Here is a 22,333-nt window from a genome sequence, read left to right as displayed (position 1 = left end):
CGAGCCTGCTTATACTTTTGAGTTTCAGCAGCAACTTCACTCTTACACCATGCAATAACATCATCACGAGTAGGCCCATGATCCTTTAATAGTTCTGATAGAGTGCCGAGTTTGCGAACAGTAGCAGTTGTGCTCTTGCCCGAATTATCGATATAGGATTTTGAAATATAAAACGATTCTGAGTTTTTGGACTTTGAGATTGTAAGCTTCATAATAATTATCCCCCAGCCCTTATTATAACACATATCGCTATATATTACTATATATTAAGAATATAAATTTGACAAAAAAATACAGACCAGCTGTGGCCTGTAAGTACTTCTGATATAATTTAACTGTCAAACTCCCGGATTGGGACGGTATAGAGGAATTCCTGAAATAATTAACTTCTTCATATAGCTTTTTATTTATGCTATTATTATATGGTATATATAGGCGAGATATCGCATTATGGATGGAGAAAGAGGTTATGCCGAAGAATAGAATAAAGTTAAAGGGGAAACTGAAAACATTTCTTCGTATTTTTATTTATCTTGGAATACTTCTTGCGCTCGTGATGGTTGCTGTTTTTACAGTGGATTTCACTGCGGGGCTTATTGTTGCGGCATTTGCTGCTTTATATTTCATGGCTGTTTTGTATCTTGATTTTTACAACAAGCCGATCATTATGAATGAGCTGGTCAGCTTCGCTACGGAGTATGGCCAGATTCAGAAAAGGCTCTTAAGGGAGCTGGATCTTCCCCATGCGCTTTTGGATGATACCGGTAAGATTGTGTGGACTAATGCGGCCTTCGAGAAGGCTGTACACCAGGAGAAGGGATTTCATAAGCCTATCTCTGTGCTTTTTCCCACTATCACTCCGGAGAGATTCCCTACAGGAGATGAGGAGTCTCATCAGGATGTCGAGTTCGAGGGTAATTTCTATACTCTGAAGATGAAGAAGATATCCCTTGAGGAGATGGCTCTTAACAGCGACATTATCGAGTCTGATGGATACGAGGGATACCTTATAGCGGTTTATCTCTTTGATGAGACAGCATTAAAACTGGCTATAAACGAGGTTGATTCCCAGAGTCTTGCTGCAGGTCTTATTTACATCGATAACTATGATGAGGCCTTGGAGAGCGTAGAGGAAGTCAGAAGATCCCTGCTCACAGCGCTTATCGATAGAAAGATCAATAAGTACATCGCAACCTGCGATGGTATTGCCAAGAAGATTGAGAAGGATAAGTACTTCGTAGTAATGCCTAAGAAGTCAGCGCAATACTTGAAGGAAGTCCGCTTCGATATCCTTGAGGATGTTAAGACTGTAAACATCGGTAACGAGATGGCGGTTACACTTAGTGTGGGCGTTGGTCTTGACGGTCTTTCTTATGCACAGAACTATGAGTTTGCAAGAAATGCCATTGATGTCGCTCTCGGTAGAGGCGGTGACCAGGCTGTTGTTAAGACTCCGGATGAGATCATGTACTTCGGAGGAAAGAGCCAGAAGGTTGAGAAGAGTACCCGCGTTAAGGCGAGAGTTAAGGCTCACGCTCTTAAGGAGATCATCAACGGAAAAGATACCGTTATCGTTATGGGTCACAGACTTGGTGACGTTGACAGCTTTGGTTCATCCGTTGGTATTTACAGAATCGCCAAGACTCTGGATAGAAGATGCCATATCGTTTTAAATGATGTGACTAATTCAATGAAGCCTCTGGTTGACCTTTTCAAGGATAATCCGGAATACGAGTCTGATATGATCATCAGCAATCAGCAGGCTATTGATATTGCAGGTAATAACGTTGTTCTCGTGGTTGTGGATGTAAATAAGCCCAGTATCACTGAGTGTCCTGAGCTTCTTAAGTTCTGTAAGACCATAGTTGTGCTGGATCACCACAGACAGGGCGCTGAGGTAATTGAGAACGCTACGCTTTCATACGTAGAGCCCTATGCATCAAGTGCCTGCGAGATGGTTTCAGAGATTCTGCAGTATATTGACGAGACAGTTAAGATAAGACCTGAAGAGGCTGACAGTATGTATTCGGGAATTGTTGTAGATACCAACAATTTCATGAACAAGGCAGGTGTCAGAACCTTTGAGGCAGCAGCTTTCCTTAGAAGAAATGGTGCGGATGTTACACGCGTAAGAAAGCTCTTTAGAGAGGATGCAACTGAGTACAAGGCTAAGGCTGATGCGGTTGGTCAGGCTGAGATTTACCGCGGTGCCTATGCTATTTCAGTATGTGCAACTGAGGAGGTTCAGAGCCCTACGATTGTGGCTGCGCAGGCTGCAAACGAGCTTCTTAACATCAAGGGTGTTAAGGCCAGCTTTACGCTTACCCAGTATCAGAATCAGATCTATGTAAGTGCAAGATCTATTGATGAAGTTAACGTGCAGATAATAATGGAGAAGCTTGGCGGCGGCGGACATATCAATTCTGCCGGATGTCAGTTTGAGGGCATTAGTAACGAAGAAGCTATCAATATGGTGAAGAGCACGCTTGATAGCATGATCGAGGCAGGAGAGCTCTCATAATTTCAATATTTGATATTTAAAGATTACGGAGGAGTATTTTCATGGAAGTTATATTGTTGGAGGACGTTAAGTCTCTTGGAAAAAAAGGTGACGTAGTCAAGGTTAGTGACGGTTACGCTTCTAATTTCATTTTGCCTAAAAAGCTCGGTGTCGAGGCTACAAAGGCAAATCTTACAAATCTCAAAAATCAGAAGGCAAAGGATGCCCGCGATGCGCAGGCTCTTCTTGAGAAGATGCAGGATTACGCAAAGGAGATCGAGAAGGCAACTGTTCGTCTCACCATGAAGGCAGGTGAGGGCGGAAGAGTTTTCGGTTCAGTTTCTTCCAAGGAGATTGCGACAGAGGCTAAGAAGCAGTGCGGATTTGATATCGATAAGAAAAAGATTCAGCTCCCTGAACCCATCCGTACATTTGGTACAACAGAGGTTCCTGTAAAGCTTCATCCACAGGTTACTGCTACACTTAAGGTTTCTGTAACGGAGGCTTGATATGCCTGAAGAAAATGTAATACAGCGCACCATGCCCAACAGCCTTGAGGCTGAGCAGTCGGTGGTTGGTGCCATGATCATAGATAAGGATGCGATTCAGATTGCATCCGAGATCATAACCGGTGACGATTTTTATAACAGACAGCTGGGAATGCTATTCGAAGCCATGGTTGAGCTCCACAAGGAGGGAACACCTGTCGACGGCATCACTCTGCAGAATCATCTTAAGGAAAAGAATGCGCCTCCGCAGGTTTATGATATGAACTACATTCTGGGAATGGCTGAGGCCGTGCCAACTTCCGCTAACGTGAAGTTCTATGCGGAGATTGTTCATGAAAAGAGTAAGCTTAGAGAGCTCATTCATTCCTGCGGTGATATCATAAACAACTGCTACAACGACAACATGGATCTTCAGGATCTTATGACTGACACTGAGAAGGAGATTTTCAGAATCACACAGCTTCGTAACAGCGGTGAGTTCGTGCCTATCAGTGAAGTTGTAATGAATGCCCTTAATAAGATCGAGCAGGCAAGTAAGATGCAGGGAACTGTAACTGGTCTGTCCACAGGCTTTACGGATCTGGATTACAGAACGGCTGGATTCCAGCCCTCTGACCTTATTCTTATTGCGGCCCGTCCTTCAATGGGTAAGACGGCGTTTGTTTTGAATATTGCGCAGCATATGGCTTTCCATCAGGATAAAACCGTTGCGGTTTTCTCTCTGGAAATGTCAAAGGAGCAGCTGGTTAACCGTCTGATGTCAATGGAGTCACACGTTGATTCACAGCACATCAGAACAGGTAACATGACAGATATGGACTGGGAAAATCTTATCGAGAGTGCGGACCTTATCGGAAGGTCTCACCTTATCATCGATGATACCCCGGGTATATCAATCCAGGAGCTCCAGTCTAAGTGCAGAAAATTCAAGATGGAGCACAATCTCCATATTATCATGATCGACTACCTGCAGCTGATGAGTGGTAGCGGTAAGCGCTCCTCCGAGTCAAGACAGCAGGAGGTATCAGAGATTTCAAGATCACTTAAGGCTCTTGCCCGTGAGCTGAATGTGCCGGTTGTGGCGCTGTCACAGCTCTCCCGTGCGGTTGAGTCAAGACCTGATCACAGACCTATGATGTCTGACCTTCGTGAATCCGGAGCTATCGAGCAGGATGCGGATATGGTTATGTTCATCTATCGTGATGACTACTATAACAAGGATACCGACAGGAAGGGCGTATCAGAGATCATTATTGCTAAACAGAGAAATGGTCCGATTGGAACCGTTGAGCTGGCATGGTTGCCTGAGTTTACGAAGTTTGCGAACTTAGAGCCTTCCAGGAAGAGTAATATAGAATAATATCCCCTCATCCGTCACTTCGTGACACCTTCCCCCCAAGAGGAAGGCAAAGGTAAAAAGCCTTCCCCCTCTGGGGGAAGGTGTCAGCGTAGCTGACGGATGAGGGCAATAAAAAACTCCGGAGCATTCGCTTCGGAGTTTCTTGTTTTCATTTGCAATTGTGCAATTAACCCTGAGAGATAGCTGAAACAGGGCACTGAGCTGCGCAAGAACCGCAGTCGATGCATGTATCAGGATCGATGTTGAACTGTGAGTCTCCCTGAGAAATAGCAGATACAGGGCACTGACCTGCACATGATCCGCAGCTGATGCAAGAATCACTAATAACGTATGCCATATCAAAAATCTCCTTCCTGAAATAAAAGTTAGTAATATGTGAGATGATCGGTATTAGCCGTTACCAATCCATATTACCTACTACAAAAGATATGATAATATAATTGTTTCTTTTTCGCAAGCAATTTAACGATAACTTTTATCTATAAAAAGGTTGTTTATAAAAGATTTATTTTTTTTATATTTTCGTTATTTTGTTTAGAAAAATTATCAATGCTAAAGCGTGGAAATGCCGCATTTGCGTTGACTTTGAATAATCACAATGTTAGAATTTAAATTGCGCGTAGTGCGCATATTAGCGGTTTTACGGCATAGGTGTGTAAAAGCTTAACATGCCTATCCTGGAAATCCAAGTCAAAGTAATCATAGGAATTCCGGTTTTTTTCTTTGCCCCTATGGTTACAATACATTATTTAAGGTAGGAGGAATAGAAATGGCAAGAAACATGAAAACCATGGACGGTAACGAAGCTGCTGCATATGCTTCATATGCATTCACTGAAGTTGCTGCCATGTACCCGATCACACCTTCATCAGTTATGCCTGAGCATGTTGATGAGTGGGCTACTGCCGGCAAGAAGAACATCTTCGGTCGTACAGTACAGATCACAGAGATGCAGTCCGAGGCAGGTGCAGCAGGTGCTGTACACGGATCTCTTGTAGCAGGTGCACTTACATCTACTTACACTGCATCACAGGGACTTCTTCTTATGATCCCCGATATCTACAAAGTAGCAGGTGAGAGACTCCCCGGTGTATTCAATGTATCAGCTCGTTGTGTGGCTTCACATGCGCTGAACATCTTCGGTGATCACTCTGACGTTTATGCATGCCGCCAGACTGGTGCAGCAATGCTCTGCAGCTCAAGTGTACAGGAGGTTATGGATCTTACACCTGTATCTTACATGGCTGCTATCGAGGGAAAACTTCCTTTCATTAATTTCTTTGATGGTTTCCGTACATCACACGAAATCCAGAAGATCGAGGTTTGGGATTACAAGGATCTCGACGAGATGGTAAATCACGAGGCAATTGACGAGTTCAAGGCTAACGCTCTTAACCCGAATCACCCTCGTCAGATGGGTTCAGCTCAGAACCCTGATATCTTCTTCCAGGCAAGAGAAGCTTGCAACACTGGTTATGATGAGCTTCCTGCAATTGTTCAGAAGTACATGGACAAGGTTAATGCTAAGCTTGGAACAGATTATAAGCTCTTCAACTACTACGGAGCTGCTGATGCTGAGACAATCATCATCGCTATGGGTTCTGTAAACGATACAATCGAAGAGACAATCGACTACCTTGCAAACAAGGGCCAGAAGGTCGGCGTAGTTAAGGTTAGACTTTATCGTCCTTTCGATGCTAAGGCACTTGTAGATGCTATCCCTGCAAGCGTTAAGAGAATCGCTGTTCTTGACAGAACAAAGGAGCCCGGTTCTTACCGTGAGCCTCTTGCTCTTGATGTTATTGCTGCTCTTAAGGGCACTAAGTTTGAGTCAGTTCCTGTTATGTGCGGACGTTACGGTCTTGGTTCTAAGGATACAACTCCTGAGCAGATCGTTGCTGTATTTAACAACACAGATAAGGAGCAGTTCACAATCGGTATCAATGATGATGTAACACATCTTTCACTTGATGCAGGTGCTCCCCTTGTTACAACTCCCGAGGGAACAACAAACTGTAAGTTCTGGGGTCTTGGTGCTGACGGTACTGTTGGTGCTAACAAGAACTCTATCAAGATCATCGGTGACAACACAGACATGTATGCTCAGGCATACTTTGATTATGACTCTAAGAAGTCAGGTGGTGTTACAATGTCTCACCTTAGATTTGGTAAGACTCCTATCAAGTCAACTTACCTCATCAAGAAGGCTAACTTTGTAGCTTGCCACAATCCTTCATACATCCGCAAGTTCAACATGGTTCAGGAGCTTGTTGATGGAGGATCATTCCTTCTTAACTGCCCTTGGACAGTAGATCAGCTTGAGGCTGAGATCCCCGGACAGGTTAAGAAGTTCATGTATGACCACAAGATCAACTTCTACATCATGAACGGTTCTAAGATCGGTGTTGAAGTAGGTATGGGTCCTACAAGAATTAACACAATCCTTCAGTCTGCATTCTTCAACATCACAAAGATCATTCCTGAAGAAGATGCAATCAAGTTCATGAAGGATGCTGCTCAGAAGACATACGGCCGTAAGGGTGAAGATGTCGTTAAGAAGAACTGGGATGCTATCGATGCAGGTGCTGATCCGAAGAACCTCATCAAGGTAGAGATTCCTGAAAGCTGGAAGGATGCTAAGGACGAAGGCCTTGAGTTCACAGAAGCTAAGGGCAATCGTAAGGACGTTGTAGATTTCGTTAACAATATCCAGTCCAAGGTTAACTCTCAGGAAGGTAACACTCTTAAGGTTTCTGACCTTCTTCCTTATGTTGACGGTTCTACACCTAGTGGATCTGCTGCATTCGAGAAGAGAGGTATCGCAGTTAACGTTCCGAAGTGGGATGCTACAAAGTGCGTAGAGTGTGGATTCTGTTCACTCGTTTGTCCTCACGCTGCAATCAGAACAGTTGCTCTTACAGACGACGAAGTTGCTAAGGCTCCTGAAGGACTTCAGACAAAGGATCTCAACGGAGTTCCCGGATACAAGTTCTCAGTTGTTATTTCTGCACTTGATTGTACAGGTTGCGGATCTTGCGCTAATGTCTGCGTAGGTAACAAGGCTGGCGAGACACTTAAGATGGGTGCTATCGCAGAGAATAAGGACGAGCAGAAGTACTTCGACTATGCAGTTAAGACTCCTGTTAAGACAGAAGTTGTTGAGAAGCTTAAAGAGACAACAATCAGAGGTTCACAGTTCAAGCAGCCTCTCCTTGAGTTCTCAGGCGCTTGCGCAGGTTGTGGTGAGACACCTTATGTTAAGCTTGTTACTCAGCTCTTTGGTGACAGAATGTACGTTGCTAACGCTACAGGATGTACATCAATCTGGGGTAACTCCTCACCTTCAACACCTTACACAGTAAACGAAAAGGGTCAGGGTCCTGCATGGGATAACTCCCTGTTCGAGGATAACGCTGAGTTTGGTTTCGGTATGGTTCTTGCACAGAACGCACTCCGTGACGCTATTAAGGAAAAGGTAGAAGAGATCGTTGCTGCTGGCGGTTCTGCTAAGGATGCTGCTCAGAAGTATCTCGATACATTTGCTAACGGCGCTACAAACACAGCTGCTACAGAAGAGCTCGTAGCTGCACTTGCAAGCGACAGCTCAGATGCTGCTAAGTATGTTCTTAAGAATAAGGACTTCGCAGCTAAGAAGTCACAGTGGATCTTCGGTGGTGACGGATGGGCATTCGATATCGGATTCGGTGGTCTCGATCACGTACTTGCTTCCGGTAAGGATGTAAACGTTCTCGTTGTTAACACTGAGGTTTACTCAAATACAGGTGGACAGTCTTCAAAGGCTACTCCTACAGGTGCTGTAGCACAGTTCGCTGCAGGCGGTAAGGAGATCAAGCAGAAGGATCTTGCTTCTATCGCAATGAGCTATGGTTATGTATACGTTGCTCAGATCGCTATGGGTGCTGATATGAACCAGACACTTAAGGCAATCGCAGAGGCTGAGGCATATCCGGGACCTTCACTCATCATCGCTTATGCTCCTTGTATCAACCAGGGTCTTAAGGCCGGCATGAACAAGGTTATGGACGAAGAGAAGAAGGCAGTTGCTACAGGATACTGGCATATGTTCAGATTCAATCCTGCTGCAGAGCAGAAGTTCTCACTTGACAGCAAGGCTCCTACAGAGGAGTATCAGGACTTCCTTGACGGTGAGGTTAGATACCTTTCACTTAAGCTCAAGAATCCTGAGAGAGCACAGAAGCTCTATGCTAAGTCTAAGGAGAACGCTCAGGAGCGTCTTGACTACCTGAACAAGCTCGTTACTCTTTATTCTAAATAAAAGTGATCACTTAGCGAGGTTTTTTCGAGCTTAGTGTACTACTTTGTTCTGGCGAGCGAAGCGAGAGCAGAACTACATTATGAAATTTTGGAAAGGCTTCGGAGAGAAATCTCCGGAGCCTTTTTACTTAGGAAAAAATGCATATTAGAGCAATAAAAAACCGAGGTCATAAACCTCGGTCTTAATAGTTCATATTAAATCTGTGAAAGCTTCTGAATAGCCTCGTCCTTAATGATCACGCTGTAGTGCTCATTGAGGAACTGCTCGCTGATGGAGCTTGAGGACTCTGACTTACCATATTCGGAAAGGAGAGTGCAGAGCTTCTGAAGGTTAGCAGCTGATTCATTATCAGGATGGATCAACAGATAGAGCCTTCCGGTTGAGTCATTTTTATACAAAGTATTCCTTACGGACACAGTTACCTTATTAAGTGATGAGAACTCCATCACGTCATGCATTGATCCGAATGAGAAAAGGAAGAAGGGATCAACACCAGGTTTACCGGTGCTTCCTGAAGCAGCAGGTCTGGCCTTTGCAGGCTTGCTGTTACCAAGAACCCTGTCAATCATATCGGAATTTGTAGCTGTATCATTTTTGAGCTTCTGGAAAAGATCCATAACGTCTTCTTCAGACTCATCATCATCCTCAGAGCCAGTGATCTCGCTCTGAAGTGCGGGTGAGAAGTTGGCAAAGCGTGTGTCAAGCTCCTCGGGATCTTCTACTTTAGTTATAATGAGAACGATGCACTCGGAATTGATCGGAACAGCTTCGATCATAAGAGGAATGTCCTCCGCGTCGAATCCGAACTGGTAGCTGGCCTGCTGCATCATATCGCGAAACAGGTCCTTAGCTTTATCTGTTCCATATGCAAGCTCGCTGATCTTAAGCTCTCTGCTTGCTAAATCTTCCTTTGTGAGCGTGCATCGAATCTGAGAATCATTAACTCGTTCGATTTTCATGCGATGCCCTCCCTATCTATATAAAGGTTATAGTAAAATCTAGTAATGGTTTTTATATGTTAAATGAAACAACAACGTGTGTCAATAGATGTATCGGTATGTTTTAAAATTTCATATATATGAAGAAAATTATAAATTTATAAAATATTGAAATTCGTTGTTGACATTATGATTAGTGTCGTGTATATTACATACTCGTGGTGCCTCTGTAAAGAGTATCAGGGAGGAGGCATGTACACAAACAGTTTAATAAAAATGTTTCACACAGTCTGTGTGGAACGTCTTACAAGATCAACCGATAATCTCGGAATGAAATCAAAAAAATATACCTGTATCCATTTACAAACAAACAACAAACTTGCAGGAATAGTTTTTAGAAGATAAAGATTGTGATACAACAGTGGCACCAGTGCCATTAGTCGGCGATCTCTGATCTTACTTTTATTACCCGGAGAATTATTCTATCAGACTTATAAGAAGCACTTGGGAAATTATCACTAGGTAGAGGATTGATACGAATCCGCTTGCTCTTTTTGGTGTCTGAAGGTCTATTCTCATATCGAAACAGTTGACAAAAAAGCAGATTGAAAAGGAATTCATCATGTTGGCCCCACCAGCAGAGTACATGCCGGAATTAAGACAAGTTAAGGCATTCTATGATTTTTTAAGATTTGTCCATGGGTAAGAAGCACAATATCAGATGTATCGCCGAGAAAATGGCAACAAAACAGAATATTATGGTATAATGAGGCGATTGAAAGGAGTCGGTATTTTTAAATGAAAAAAAAGATTAAACCGGTGATTATCATAATCGCCCTTATTATAATTATTGGACTTATATATGCAGCACAGATTTTACTGGAGCATTTTTCATATACAAAGGATAAAGCAGATTTAAACGAGTACTACGGACTTACGGATGCAAAGCAGGCAGTTCTTTTCATAGATGACGAGCTCATGGAGGAGAAGGCGGCCTATTTAAATGAGAAGTTCTATCTTGATTACAATCTGGTTCATCAGTATGTAAGCAGCAGATTCTACTATGGCGCTGCGGACGGAATCATAGTTTATACGGGACCTAATGCGATCTATACCTGCGCTGTGGGTGACAGTACTATCACTTCTACAGCGGGAGATAGCATAAGTCTTGATACAGCTGCTGCAATTCTTGAGGGTGAGACTCTTTATGTTTCACTTGATTACATCAGCATGTTTACGGATAACACCTACCAGGGCTTTGTGGACGAGGGTCCTGCGAGAGTAAGGATATTCACTTCGCCCGGTAAAGAGGTTCAGGTCGGAACTCTGAAAAAGGATATCGCTATAAGAAGACTCGGCGGAAGAAAGAGCGAGGTTGTCAGCACTGCGATGGCAGGAACTGTGACCGTTGTGGAGCAGATGGAGGAGTGGTCAAGAATCATAACAGCCGATGCTCAGATAGGATATGTTGAGAACAAGCACCTGAAGGACATCGCACCCGGAGTACTTACAGGTGATGCTAATCCGAACAAGGTGGGCCTTGGTGAGTACACTTCCATTTCCATGGAAGGTAAGATCAACATGGGCTTCCATCCCATCGGTGGAATCGCAGGTAATGAGTCAGTTTCAGGTATTATCTCTCAGGCGAAGAGCCTTAACGTGATCGCGCCTACATGGTTCTCACTTTCAGATACCGAGGGTAATATCTCAAGCTATGCAACACACGATTACATAACAGCTGCACATGCCAGCGGAATTCAGGTATGGGCTGTGGTTGATAACTTTAATAATGAGAATAAGCCTGATACAGAGGCTGTGCTTTCAAGCGCTTCTGCCCGTGCAAACCTTATTTCTAACCTTTTGGCTCAGCAGGCTGAGTACGGCTTCGAGGGAATAAATGTTGACTTCGAGCTTATCGGCGAGAGCTACGCGGAGTCCTATGTTGAGTTCTTAAGAGAGCTTTCAGTGGCTTGCCGCCAGAATAATATAATCATGTCTATCGACAACTATGTGCCGATGGATTTCAACGATCACTATGATCTCACAGAGCAGGGCATTGTTGCTGACTATGTGGTAATCATGGGATACGACGAGCACTATGCAGGCTCTGAGGAAGCCGGTTCAGTTGCTTCTATCAGCTATGTGTCTACAGGAATTGAAAAAGCGCTGGAGGAGGTTCCTGCTTCCAAGCTTGTAAATGCAGTTCCTTTTTATACAAGACTCTGGACAACCAGCGGAGGAGAGCTCTCAAGTAAAGCTCTTCACATGGACGGAGCAGCAAGCTTCATCTCTGAAAACGGCATCGAGCTTAAGTGGGATGAGGCGACCTGCCAGTACTACGGCGAAAAGACAGCCGAGAATGGCGATTTCTATCAGATATGGAATGAGGATGCGAGATCCTTAGAGGCTAAGCTTGGCGTTATGCAGAGCAAAGGAATTGCTGGTGTTGCAGAGTGGGCTCTTGGCTTTGAGTCACCTGATGCATGGGATGTTATCGCAGATTATATGAGTAAGTAATTGAGGTTTTAAATAGAAGTAACAGATGGAAACAGAAGTAGTAATAATAGACGAACAGAATATAGATGAAAAGGCCCTTGAAGCTTTAAAGCATGCAGGGGATATAATTAAAAAGGGAGGGCTTGTCGCTTTTCCTACAGAGACCGTGTACGGACTTGGCGGAGATGCGCTTAATCCAGAGTCCTCTAAGAAGATCTACGCCGCTAAGGGCAGACCTTCAGATAATCCGCTTATAGTTCATGTGGCGGATATGGAATCAATAGAGAAGATAGTTAAGGAAGTTCCGGAGGAAGCCTATAAGCTTGCAGATGCGGTCTGGCCGGGACCTCTTACCATGATCATGAATAAATCAGATGCCGTTCCCTATGAGACCACGGGGGGACTTGATACTGTGGCGATCAGAATGCCAAGTAACAAGATTGCGGCTGAACTGATAAGGCAGTCGGGAGGCTATATAGCTGCTCCCAGTGCTAATCTGTCAGGAAGACCGAGTCCCACGGAGGCGAAGTACTGCGTGGAGGACTTGGACGGCAGAGTTGAGATGATAATCGATGGAGGCCAGGTTGGAATAGGCCTGGAGTCCACAATAGTTGATCTTACTGTGGAGCCTCCGATGATACTTAGACCCGGATATGTCACAAGGGAGATGCTTGATGATATCTTAGGCGGTGTCAGCATAGATAAGACGATTCTTAGTGCTGACAGTGGTGTTAAGCCCAAGGCTCCGGGAATGAAGTACAGACATTATGCACCTAAGGGTGACCTCACAATAGTTGAGGGAGATCCCGAAAAGGTTACCGAATATATAAATAAGGAAATCGAAAAGCTTCGCGCGGAGGGTGTTAAGACCGGTGTTATAGCTACATCAGAGACACGGGATCTGTATAAAGCGGATGTTGTTAAAAGCGCAGGTAACAGAGACGACGAGGAAGAGATTGCAAGGAACCTTTTTAGCATACTCAGACAGTTCGATGATGAGAATGTAGGCTGCATGTATTCCGAGGCTTTTAATGAGAACGGGATCGGACAGGCCATAATGAACAGACTTCTTAAGGCAGCAGGCCATAAGGTAGTCAGGATCTGACAGGAAAAGTAAACAGTTGCGGCCGCTATTTTTATATAGTAGGAACTGCAATAAATATAAAAAGAGGAGTATGAAAAAATGATAGCACTTGGTAGTGATCACGGCGGATTTGACATTAAACAGGTGGTAATCGAGCACCTTAAGGAGAGAGGCATTGAGTACAAGGACTTTGGTACCTATGACAAGAACTCCTGCGATTACCCGATTTTCGGTAAGGCAGCAGCTGAGGCTGTAGCAAACGGCGAGTGTGAGAAGGGTATTGTTATCTGCACAACAGGTATCGGTATCTCAATCGTTGCCAACAAGGTTAAGGGCGTTAGATGCGCACTTTGCAGCGAGCCTCATTCAGCTAGACTTACAAGAGAGCATAACGATGCCAACGTACTTGCAATGGGCGGGGCACTTATCGGTCCCGACATGGCAATCGATATAGTTGATACCTTCCTGGATACAGAGTTCTCAGGACTTGAGAAGCATGTAAGAAGAATCGGAGAGATTACTGATATGGAGTAATACCCTCATCGGCACAGCGTGCCACCTTCTGCCTGTAAGGCAAGGTGAATAAGAGGGTAGAAATTGAAAAAGGGGGATTGGAGTATGAAAAGAGAAGATTACATATCCTGGGATGAGTATTTCATGGGCGTTGCAAAGCTTGCAGCTATGCGCTCAAAGGATCCTAACACTCAGGTTGGAACCTGTATCGTAAGTCAGGACAACAAGATTTTATCCATGGGATATAACGGATTCCCTATCGGCTGTGACGATGACAGCTTCCCTTGGGAGAGGGACGGGGAGGATGAACTTTCTACAAAATATCCTTATGTTACCCACAGTGAGCTAAATGCCATTCTTAATTACAGAGGCGGAAGTCTTGATGGCGCAAAGCTCTATGTATCACTTTTTCCCTGCAATGAATGTGCAAAGGCTATCATTCAGTCGGGGATAAAGGAAGTAGTATATGACAGTGATAAGTACAGCTCATCAGCAGCAACGAGAGCATCCAAGAAGATGTTCGATGCCGCTGGAGTTAAGTACACTGCATATAGCAGATCAGGTAAAAATATCCATATAGAAATATAAAACAAAAACTATCAGAGGTTGAGAGTGAAAAGTTATTGGGGAAAGGCCTTTCGCCTCAGCGCACTTGCGCTGTTGCCGGTTTTATGCCTGAATCTGGGAAAGCCGGCGATAAGTGTACATGCAACAGAGGAAACCAAGAAGGCACTTCAGGAAGCAAAGGATAAACTTAATAATACTAAGGATCAGCTGAGTGATACTCAGGATCAGCTTGAGGACAAAAAGGACGACATCGGTAATCTCCATAAGGAGAAAACTGTCCTTGAGAGTAAGCTGAACGATCTGAATGAGCAGCTTGCTGAGGTTAGCAGCAACTTAGAAGACCTTGAAGGACAGATAGAAGTCAAGGAGGAGGAGATAAGTACCACTCAGGATGAGCTGGCTGCTGCTATAAGCACAAGGGACGAGCAGTACGCAGCCATGAAAAAGCGCGTGCAGTTCATCTATGAGAAGCAGGGCTTCATGCTCCTTGATATGCTGACAGATGTGGGTGGTTTTGCTGATTTCCTTAATCAGAGTGATTATGTTGCGGCGCTTTCGGCCTATGATAGAAAAATGCTCGAGCAGTACAAGGAAACCTGTGTGAATATCGATGCCAAGGAAAAGGCTCTCCAGACTGAAAAAGCAGAGCTTGATGAGTGCAAGGATCAGGTTGAGGCTGAGCAGAGCAGAGTTTCCGGTCTTGTCACTGAGACCAACGGAAGTATCAGCCAGTATAAGCAGAATATTTCTACTGCCGAGGAAGAGGCAAAGGATATAGAGGAGCAGGCAAGGGCATACGAGTCCCAGGTCGAGGAGCAGAATAAAGATGTAAAGGCTCTTGAGGCTAAGCTTGCTGAGGAAATAAGACTATCAAAGCTGGCAGCGAAATCAAAATGGAGAAATATCTCAGAAGTAAGTTTTGCAGAGGGTGACAGATACCTTCTTGCGAATCTTATCTACTGCGAGGCAGGTGGTGAGCCCTACGAGGGTAAGGTCGCTGTTGGTGCAGTAGTTATTAACAGGGTTTTGAGCTCGGTCTACCCGGATACGGTAGTCGGAGTTATATATCAGTCAGGACAGTTTTCACCTGTCGGAAGCGGAAGGCTTGCGCTTGCACTTGCTAACGGAAGTGCTACAGAATCCTGTTATCAGGCAGCAGACGCTGCCATGGGCGGAGCCACAAACGTAGGGAACTGCGTATACTTCCGTACTCCTATTCCGGGACTTTCCGGAATAAATATCGGCGGACACGTATTCTACTGATCCAGAACCTTTGCAGCGAGAGCCTTTATAATAGGCGCTTCAAGGGCAGAAATGCTGTTTTCATAAATCGCATCCATAAGATCACCGAGAGAGGTGAGAGCCTGTCTTAGCTGCTTTTCATCTATGAGCTGCATTTCGAAGGCTTCTGCTAACTCATCAAGATCAAGGATGCGTATCTTGCCGTCAGGGTAGATGACCACATCGGCGAGAAGATCGAGGGTAAGAACAGAATTCTCCTCAGGTCCTTTCTGATAATCCACGATATCGCAGTACCAGTACATAAGGCTGGAATCTGCGCGGTAAAATTTGCTAATCTTGTATCCGCGTTTTAAATAATAGATGGAATATCCGTGAGACAGATCAGACCGGGGATGTATCGCTTTCCATGCAGTGACAATAGTGTTATCATCACATTGCAGGATTTGATCATCCTTCAAAAGAATACATTCATCCGGAATAATACGTTTGCGGTAAAGAACAGGGTAACTCATGATTCCCCCTATCTGCGCTATCATGCGCTGGCTATAAACGTTTAGAAGTTAGAAAAATATTACCGCGATGAGTGTAATAAGTCAATGGAATTAAGGATTAGGATTTGTAATGAAAAACGCTATCTTTAAGATAATATATACAATAGTAGTATTTATAGTTTCCATATTTCTGATAGGGCACTTCACCAATGTTGAGACTGTCGACATGACAGCCAAGATGGGTGCTCCTACTTTTCCCACTGTAACATTTGATTCTAACGGAAAACAGGTGAATATGCTTCATGGGTACGCCACAGAGATGGATGTGGCCCACATGAGAGGAGAAATCCTGCTTACAACAGCTCAGAGAGGCATATCCTTCCAGATGAATACCTATGGAGAGGACGTAACGGATTTAAAATTCGAGGTAAGACAGGCTTCCGGTAACAGTCTTGTAGAGAATTCCGAGATTACTGACTTTTCAAGGGATGGAGATATCATCAAGGGGAGCTTTACGATGAAGGATCTGATCGACGCAGGTCACGAGTACATGCTGGTTCTTCTTGCTAACGTTAACGGCCAGACAGCAAGGTACTATACAAGAATCATGTGGCCTGAAAGTGACGAGTCCTTCCATGTGAACGAGGCTGTGGACTTTGCACTGAACTTCAGCAACAAGACCTTCGATAAGGTGGCAGCTTCTGAGGAAATATCAAATTATCTTGAGTCAAACGCTGATGAAGATAATACGAGCTTTTCTCATGTGAGCATAAACAGCAGCTTTGATCAGGTAACCTGGGGTGATCTTAATATAGCAAGTCACTCTGAGCCGAAGATCTTTATCAGGGATATTCAGCCCCAGACTTCGACAATCGACCTGGAATACCAGGTTGTTCAGAAGACCGTCGATGGAACCGAGAAGCTCTATGATGTTGAGGAAGCCTACAGAATAAGGTATACGACCGACAGAATCTACCTCCTCAATTTTGACAGAAAAATGAATTATGTGTTCAATGCGGACACCTCAGATCTTACGGATAATGTCATAAGTTTGTGGATAACTGATCCCGGAGTCTCTATAAAGGAGAGTGACGGTGGCGGCGTTTTTGCCTTTATCAGTCAGGACAGACTTTATGTTTACAATAGTACAAGTAACAAGATAGCTCTGGTATTTGGATTCTATAACGAGGATTACGCGGACGACAGAGCGACCTATAAAGGAAATACGATTCATATCCTGAACGTTGATGAAGCAGGAAATGTGCGCTTTGCGGTTTCCGGGTACATGAACCGCGGAGATCACGAGGGATGCGTTGGTAATGCTATTTATAACTATGACTCACAGCTTAACACCATCGAGGAGATGGCCTTTATCCCCTCCAATCTTCACCAGGATATAGTTCGCGCTTATTCTGAAAATGTGCTGTTTGCCAGCACTGGCGGTGACCTTTTCATGAAGGTTGAGGGCGATATCTATATGATCGATCTTGAGCAGCGAAACCAGAAGAAGCTTATCGAGAACATTTCGGAGGACAGATACTGCATCTCTGATACAGGAAGCATAATCGCATGGCAGGATGTGGATAACAAGAGTGTGCAGATCATGAACCTGAGCACTCAGGCTCAGTCAGATATACAGGCTGAATCAGGTGACCTCATAAGGGTTCTGGGCTTCATGGGTGAGGACCTTGTTTACGGAATGGTTCATGAGTATGACGTTCATACGGATCGTATGGGAACCAAGGTCTACGGAATGTACAGCGTCCACATTGTGGATAGCGAAGGTAATATCTTAGAGAATTACAGCCCCAACCAGGGTGTTGTTACAGATATTTCCATCGAGGATAACCTTATAAGATTATCAAGGGCTGCTTGGAATGATGGTAGCGGTCTCTACGACGAGCTGATTGATGACCAGATCATGAGCACTCTTAAGAAAGAGGTCGGAAGCAACTTCGTTACAGTGGCAGCTACTGAAAATTATAAGAATGTCACTCAGATAAATGTAAAGAGTAACATCAAGAAGAAGTCACTTATAGTTCAGACACCGAACATGACCCTGTATGAAGGAAGCCGCGAGGTAGATATAAAGTCAGACAGAGATGCTGAGACAGAACCCTACTACTTCGTATATGGGCTTTACGGCCTTGAAAAGGTATGTGACAATCCGGCAGAAGCGGTAACAAGCGCTTACAATGCTACCGGAGTTGTGACAAATGATGTGAATCAGTATGTATGGGTAAGAGGTAACCTTCTTGCTTCAAATCAGATCATGTATATAACGAACCTCGCTGAGGACTGGGAGAATATGTCTTCCGAGGATTCGACAAGCGTATGTCTCGACCTTATACTGCAGCACAAGGGTATAAGCGTTAATGCAAAGTCCATGCTGGAGCAGGGAGATTCTGTAGTGGATATCCTCTCAAACAGCCTTGTTAATACGAGAATACTTGAGCTTGACGGATGTCCCATGGAGGCAATGCTCTACTATGTAAATCAGGACATTCCTGTTATGGCTACATTAAACGACGGTAACAGCCTTCTTATCATAGGCTTCAATGATCTAAATACGGTTCTTCTCGAACCCTCAACTGGTCAGGTTTATAAGCTGGGAAGGGGCGACACCACATCTCTTCTTGAGAACAATGGTAACCACTTCATAACCTATCTGCCGGGACTTGAAAACTGATTATGGAACAAATGAAAACCACCAGGACTTTGGAAATCCTGGTGGTTATATTTTTGTTGTTTTTTATTATCTAATATTATTACTGAGGATCTTTCTCAAGCTCGCCGTTTTTATATCTTGCGATGATGCTGTTAATACGCTCAACAGGATTAAGAAGATCGCTGATAGAAGCGTCGTGGTTAAGAGTATCGATGAGGTAAGCGATGTACTTACTCATATCACAGCTGATGTACCAGTCACGGGAGAGAAGCTCGGGTGTCTGATAAATAAGGTTAGTTGTGAGTACTCTGTCGATGAGGCCTTCCTCATGAGCCTTATCAAATTTATCAAGACCGTTTGTGAAGAGTCCGAATGTAGAGAATGCAAAGATTCTTGCTGCCTTTCTCTGCTTAAGAGCTCTTGCAACGTCGAAGATACTCTCACCTGAGGAGATCATATCGTCTACGATGATAACGTCCTTGCCCTCAACTGAAGTTCCGAGGAACTCATGAGATACGATAGGATTTCTTCCATCGACAACCTGAGTGTAGTCACGGCGCTTGTAGAACATTCCAACGTCGAGACCCATAACGCTTGCAAGATAGATTGCACGGCCCATTCCGCCTTCATCAGGGGAAATAACCATCATGTGGTCTGAATCGATCTGAAGGTCATTTATATTTTTAAGAAGTGCTTTTATGAACTGGTAAGTAGTACGAACGGTTTCAAATCCGCTTAAAGGAATAGCATTCTGTACTCTGGGATCGTGAGCATCAAATGTGATGATGTTGTCAACGCCCATTCCTACGAGCTCCTGAAGTGCGATTGCGCAGTCAAGAGATTCTCTGGAAGTACGCTTATGCTGACGGCTCTCATAAAGGAAAGGCATGATAACTGTGATTCTTCTGGCCTTACCACCTACAGCCGCGATTATTCTCTTAAGATCCTGATAGTGATCATCAGGAGACATGTGATTTTCTTTTCCGAAAAGTGAATAAGTAAGAGAGTGGTTACAAACGTCAACCATGAGGTAGAGATCGTCACCTCTTACAGACTGCTTGATCACACCCTTGGCTTCACCGCTTCCGAATCTCGGAACCTCAGCCTTCAAAAGGTAGGAGGGACGTTCATAGCCTGTAAATGCAAGGCTGCCCTTGTGTTCGTTCTCGCGTTCCTGACGCCACTTTACGAGGTAGTAGTCTACCTTTTCACCAAGTGACTCGCATCCCTTAAGGGGAATGATTCCCAATGATCCAACAGGGATAGTTTCAAGGTTACGTTTTTCTTCTCTTCTTGGCATTGCCAAAATTCCTCACTTTCTATTCTGGACCTTTTTCATAATGCGGATATCCTTGCCCGTCAGCTTGCAAAGATGATATGAGCTGGCGATTCGGGAGGATACGCGCTCTGAATACATGGACTTGATGTCGTCCAAAGAAAAATTGGTTGTGATAATGGTAGATTTATTCCTGTTCAGTCTCTCATTAATGCATGTAAAAAGCTGAGGAATCGATGTATTAGAAACATGCTCAGTCCCCAGGTCATCAATTATGAGAAGTTCTGTATTGTAAAGGTCGTCATAAAGTGACCTCAGCTCCTCTGATTTTTTGAAATCATAAGTATTGGTCTGGATCAGTGAAAAGAGGGAAGCAGCGCTGAAATACAGCACGGAATGCCCTTTTTCAAGGATTTCCTTAGCAATACAAATGGAAAGGAATGATTTACCAGTACCAACTGTACCATAAAAGAGGAGGTTTGGGTATAAACTTTCAAAATTCTTAATAAATTCTTTCGAAGTTCTGACTGCACCGCGAAAACGGTCCAGATCCTCTCCCTCGTAGTAATCTTCGGATAAAATACTAAAATTAGCCTCTTCTGCCAGCTTGTTGATATTGGACTGGGCATAGAGGCGCTCAATTATTCTCTGTTTAAAGCATGCGCATTTTTCGTTGCCAACATAGCCGGTATCCTTACAAAAAGGACACTCGTACTGCATTTCAAGATAATCGTCGGCAAGCCCGGCTTCACGAAGAAGGCTGAGCTTTCGTTCTGAAACCTCTGCCAGCTGTCTGTGAAGCTCGGATTTGTCCAACTTCTCCCCGTTTAAGAGGCGACGCCCGAAGGCTGCGCTTCTTTTTCCTGTCTCCTGTTCGAGATCAAGGTAGCCAGGAACATGTTGCTCAACATACCTGATTCGCTTGGTAAGCTCACTTCTCTTGAGAGTACGAAGTCTCTCGTAATCGTGCATGATTTCATCATACTGAGTGTTTGTTAATGCCATAGCGATGTTCCCCTCCCTGTGCTCCCCTCACGGATTTGATCGCCGCGGGGGGAACACATATCTTAATTGTCCAGTAACTGCTGTTCCAGACTAGAAAGATCGTAGTCGTTTTGTCTAAACTGATGAAAACGATTGTTAGTTCTTATATTATCTGCCTTCTTGGCTGTTTCTTTTTTGGCTGTCTCCTTGCCGAAATCTGAATCAAGTTTATTGATATCAGCAACAGTCTTAACTCCGCCCTTGTACCAGCTTCTGAGGATACCGTCGCAGTACTGAAGGCGCTTAACCTGAGTCTGAAGTACTGTTCTGCGGCATGCCTCTGTGATGATAACAAGTGAAAAACCGTAATCATTCTGCCAACGATCAAAGAACTGAAGCTCAGCAGGAGTAGGAGCGTTCTGCATTCCAAGCTCCTTCATGATCTGATAAGCTGCTTTGCCTGCTGCATTCTCGCGGCTTGCCTCTGCTGTAGTTGTAATTCCTTTCTCGTGCCAGTTCATTGCAACCTTGCGGACGTAATCGAAGTCCTTCTTGCCATTGCTTGCACAGTGCTGGAGAAGGTAGTCCAGAAGATCCTCTGAGAACTCAAGCTCATCCTGAATATAGTAGATAGTCTTGATCTCGCCGGGATTAAGAGTGCGACCGAAGTACTGCTCAGCTACGAAAAGCATCTGCGGATTCTCCTTGTGATCCACTTTCTTCTTAGGCTTCTTAACAACTGAATACTTAGGCTGAGGCTCCTCCTGCGTCATACGTACAGAACGAAGAGATGTAACCTTAGCGGCTCTCTTAGGAAGTATATCCTGCATGTGGATACCAATCAGCTGACCTGCAGCATCGAGCTCAAGCCCGATGAGTCCTTGCTCCTCCCAGTAGGAGAGGGCGCGCTGAACGTCCTTCTCCGTATAATTGAACTTATCTGCAAGGTCAGCGACGCTGGTAGCCGTGCCTGCGCACATCATGCGAAGCAGATAAAGGTAAACCTTTATCTGAGCATCATTAGCATCTTCAAGATATTCATCAATAAAGATATTGGAAAGTGATGTCGTTGACATCATTGAATTGTGATTAATTGTAACTCGCCCCATCATGTGATTTCTTCACCCACTTTTTTCATATTTTTCTCTTTAATTCTCTTTAACACGACTTGAATTATACACAAAAGAAAGCTTTGTGCAAATGGGAAAAATGACGATAAAAATGCAGAGCCACACTGGGCTTGGACCATCCCGGTCCTTTGTGGACAATGTGGATAACGTGGACTATTTTTACGGAAAATGTAAAGAAAACCGCTGACAGCACATTTAGTTTCGAGGGTGCGGTCAGCGGAAGTTATCCACATGAAATTTTGATTAAATTGTGCAAGATGTAAGTGGATAGGGTGGAC

General features: G+C 44.2%; 16 protein-coding genes and 1 pseudogene. 10 read left to right on the top strand and 7 right to left on the bottom strand.

Translation table 11 applies throughout. The features are described 5' to 3' along the window. Positions 1-212 (bottom strand): annotated as a pseudogene (locus G601_RS0112100) (IS1634 family transposase); the annotation flags it as partial. Between the two features lie 257 nt (positions 213-469). Between G601_RS0112100 and G601_RS0112095 the strand changes: the two are divergent. The 3 genes from G601_RS0112095 to dnaB are packed head-to-tail and all read left to right on the top strand — an operon-like array spanning position 470 to position 4,369. Next, complete coding sequence (locus tag G601_RS0112095; RefSeq protein ID WP_026491524.1) at positions 470-2,521, top strand: DHH family phosphoesterase; 2,052 nt, start codon at positions 470-472, stop codon at positions 2,519-2,521. A gap of 41 nt (positions 2,522-2,562) precedes the next feature. Further along, the gene (gene rplI, locus G601_RS0112090) at positions 2,563-3,009 is read left to right on the top strand and encodes a 50S ribosomal protein L9 (protein WP_026491523.1); all 447 of its coding nucleotides are present in this window, start codon (positions 2,563-2,565) and stop codon (positions 3,007-3,009) included. Position 3,010: 1 nt separating this feature from the next. Continuing rightward, complete coding sequence (gene dnaB / locus G601_RS0112085) at positions 3,011-4,369, top strand: replicative DNA helicase (protein WP_026491522.1); 1,359 nt, start codon at positions 3,011-3,013, stop codon at positions 4,367-4,369. Positions 4,370-4,535: 166 nt separating this feature from the next. Here dnaB and G601_RS0112080 read toward each other — a convergent pair whose 3' ends face one another. After that, positions 4,536-4,706, bottom strand: coding sequence for a DUF362 domain-containing protein (locus tag G601_RS0112080; RefSeq protein ID WP_022760404.1), 171 nt, complete (start codon positions 4,704-4,706; stop codon positions 4,536-4,538). Between the two features lie 432 nt (positions 4,707-5,138). On the opposite strand from G601_RS0112080, the gene nifJ reads away from it, so the two are divergent. Beyond that, positions 5,139-8,666 carry a pyruvate:ferredoxin (flavodoxin) oxidoreductase gene (gene nifJ, locus G601_RS0112075; protein WP_026665520.1) on the top strand — a complete coding sequence of 1,176 codons (3,528 nt, stop codon included), beginning with the start codon at positions 5,139-5,141 and terminating at the stop codon, positions 8,664-8,666. Positions 8,667-8,860: 194 nt separating this feature from the next. On the opposite strand, the gene G601_RS0112070 is transcribed toward nifJ, so the two are convergent. Beyond that, positions 8,861-9,625, bottom strand: a complete 765-nt coding sequence (locus tag G601_RS0112070) for an adaptor protein MecA (protein WP_026665519.1) — start codon at positions 9,623-9,625, stop codon at positions 8,861-8,863. A gap of 777 nt (positions 9,626-10,402) precedes the next feature. Between G601_RS0112070 and G601_RS0112065 the strand changes: the two genes are divergently transcribed. The 5 genes from G601_RS0112065 (at position 10,403) to G601_RS0112045 (ending at position 15,527) form a co-directional block, all read left to right on the top strand. Beyond that, a complete protein-coding gene (locus G601_RS0112065; protein WP_026665518.1) occupies positions 10,403-12,121 on the top strand; it encodes a glycosyl hydrolase family 18 protein in 1,719 nt (572 codons plus the stop codon). Positions 12,122-12,146: 25 nt separating this feature from the next. Beyond that, positions 12,147-13,205, top strand: coding sequence for an L-threonylcarbamoyladenylate synthase (locus G601_RS0112060; RefSeq protein WP_026665517.1), 1,059 nt, complete (start codon positions 12,147-12,149; stop codon positions 13,203-13,205). Between the two features lie 78 nt (positions 13,206-13,283). After that, complete coding sequence (gene rpiB, locus G601_RS0112055; RefSeq protein WP_026665516.1) at positions 13,284-13,718, top strand: ribose 5-phosphate isomerase B; 435 nt, start codon at positions 13,284-13,286, stop codon at positions 13,716-13,718. Between the two features lie 84 nt (positions 13,719-13,802). Further along, positions 13,803-14,285 (top strand): deoxycytidylate deaminase, encoded by a 483-nt coding sequence (locus tag G601_RS0112050; RefSeq protein ID WP_026491516.1) that lies wholly within the window; start codon positions 13,803-13,805, stop codon positions 14,283-14,285. A gap of 24 nt (positions 14,286-14,309) precedes the next feature. Then, positions 14,310-15,527 (top strand): cell wall hydrolase, encoded by a 1,218-nt coding sequence (locus tag G601_RS0112045; RefSeq protein WP_155834528.1) that lies wholly within the window; start codon positions 14,310-14,312, stop codon positions 15,525-15,527. Here G601_RS0112045 and G601_RS0112040 read toward each other — a convergent pair. Continuing rightward, positions 15,521-16,018 (bottom strand): DUF402 domain-containing protein, encoded by a 498-nt coding sequence (locus G601_RS0112040; RefSeq protein ID WP_026665514.1) that lies wholly within the window; start codon positions 16,016-16,018, stop codon positions 15,521-15,523. The two genes, G601_RS0112045 and G601_RS0112040, sit on opposite strands and share 7 nt — an antisense overlap. Positions 16,019-16,127: 109 nt before the next feature. Here G601_RS0112040 and G601_RS0112035 point away from each other — a divergent pair, with 109 nt between their 5' ends. After that, a complete protein-coding gene (locus G601_RS0112035; protein ID WP_026665513.1) occupies positions 16,128-18,686 on the top strand; it encodes a hypothetical protein in 2,559 nt (852 codons plus the stop codon). A gap of 79 nt (positions 18,687-18,765) precedes the next feature. On the opposite strand, the gene G601_RS0112030 is transcribed toward G601_RS0112035, so the two are convergent. From G601_RS0112030 to G601_RS0112020, 3 genes are all read right to left on the bottom strand, one after another. Next, complete coding sequence (locus G601_RS0112030) at positions 18,766-19,965, bottom strand: ribose-phosphate pyrophosphokinase (RefSeq protein WP_026491512.1); 1,200 nt, start codon at positions 19,963-19,965, stop codon at positions 18,766-18,768. A gap of 12 nt (positions 19,966-19,977) precedes the next feature. Next, positions 19,978-20,946 (bottom strand): ATP-binding protein, encoded by a 969-nt coding sequence (locus G601_RS0112025; RefSeq protein WP_026665512.1) that lies wholly within the window; start codon positions 20,944-20,946, stop codon positions 19,978-19,980. A gap of 62 nt (positions 20,947-21,008) precedes the next feature. Next, entirely contained in the window at positions 21,009-22,034 is a 1,026-nt protein-coding gene (locus G601_RS0112020) for a DnaD domain protein (protein ID WP_026491510.1), read from the bottom strand. Positions 22,035-22,333: the final 299 nt, after the last annotated feature.

It is taken from the genome of Butyrivibrio sp. FC2001, from assembly GCF_000424125.1.
GTDB lineage: Bacteria > Bacillota > Clostridia > Lachnospirales > Lachnospiraceae > Butyrivibrio.
The sequence above is the reverse complement of the archived record's forward strand: the minus strand, read 5'-3'. Positions and strand labels throughout refer to the sequence as shown.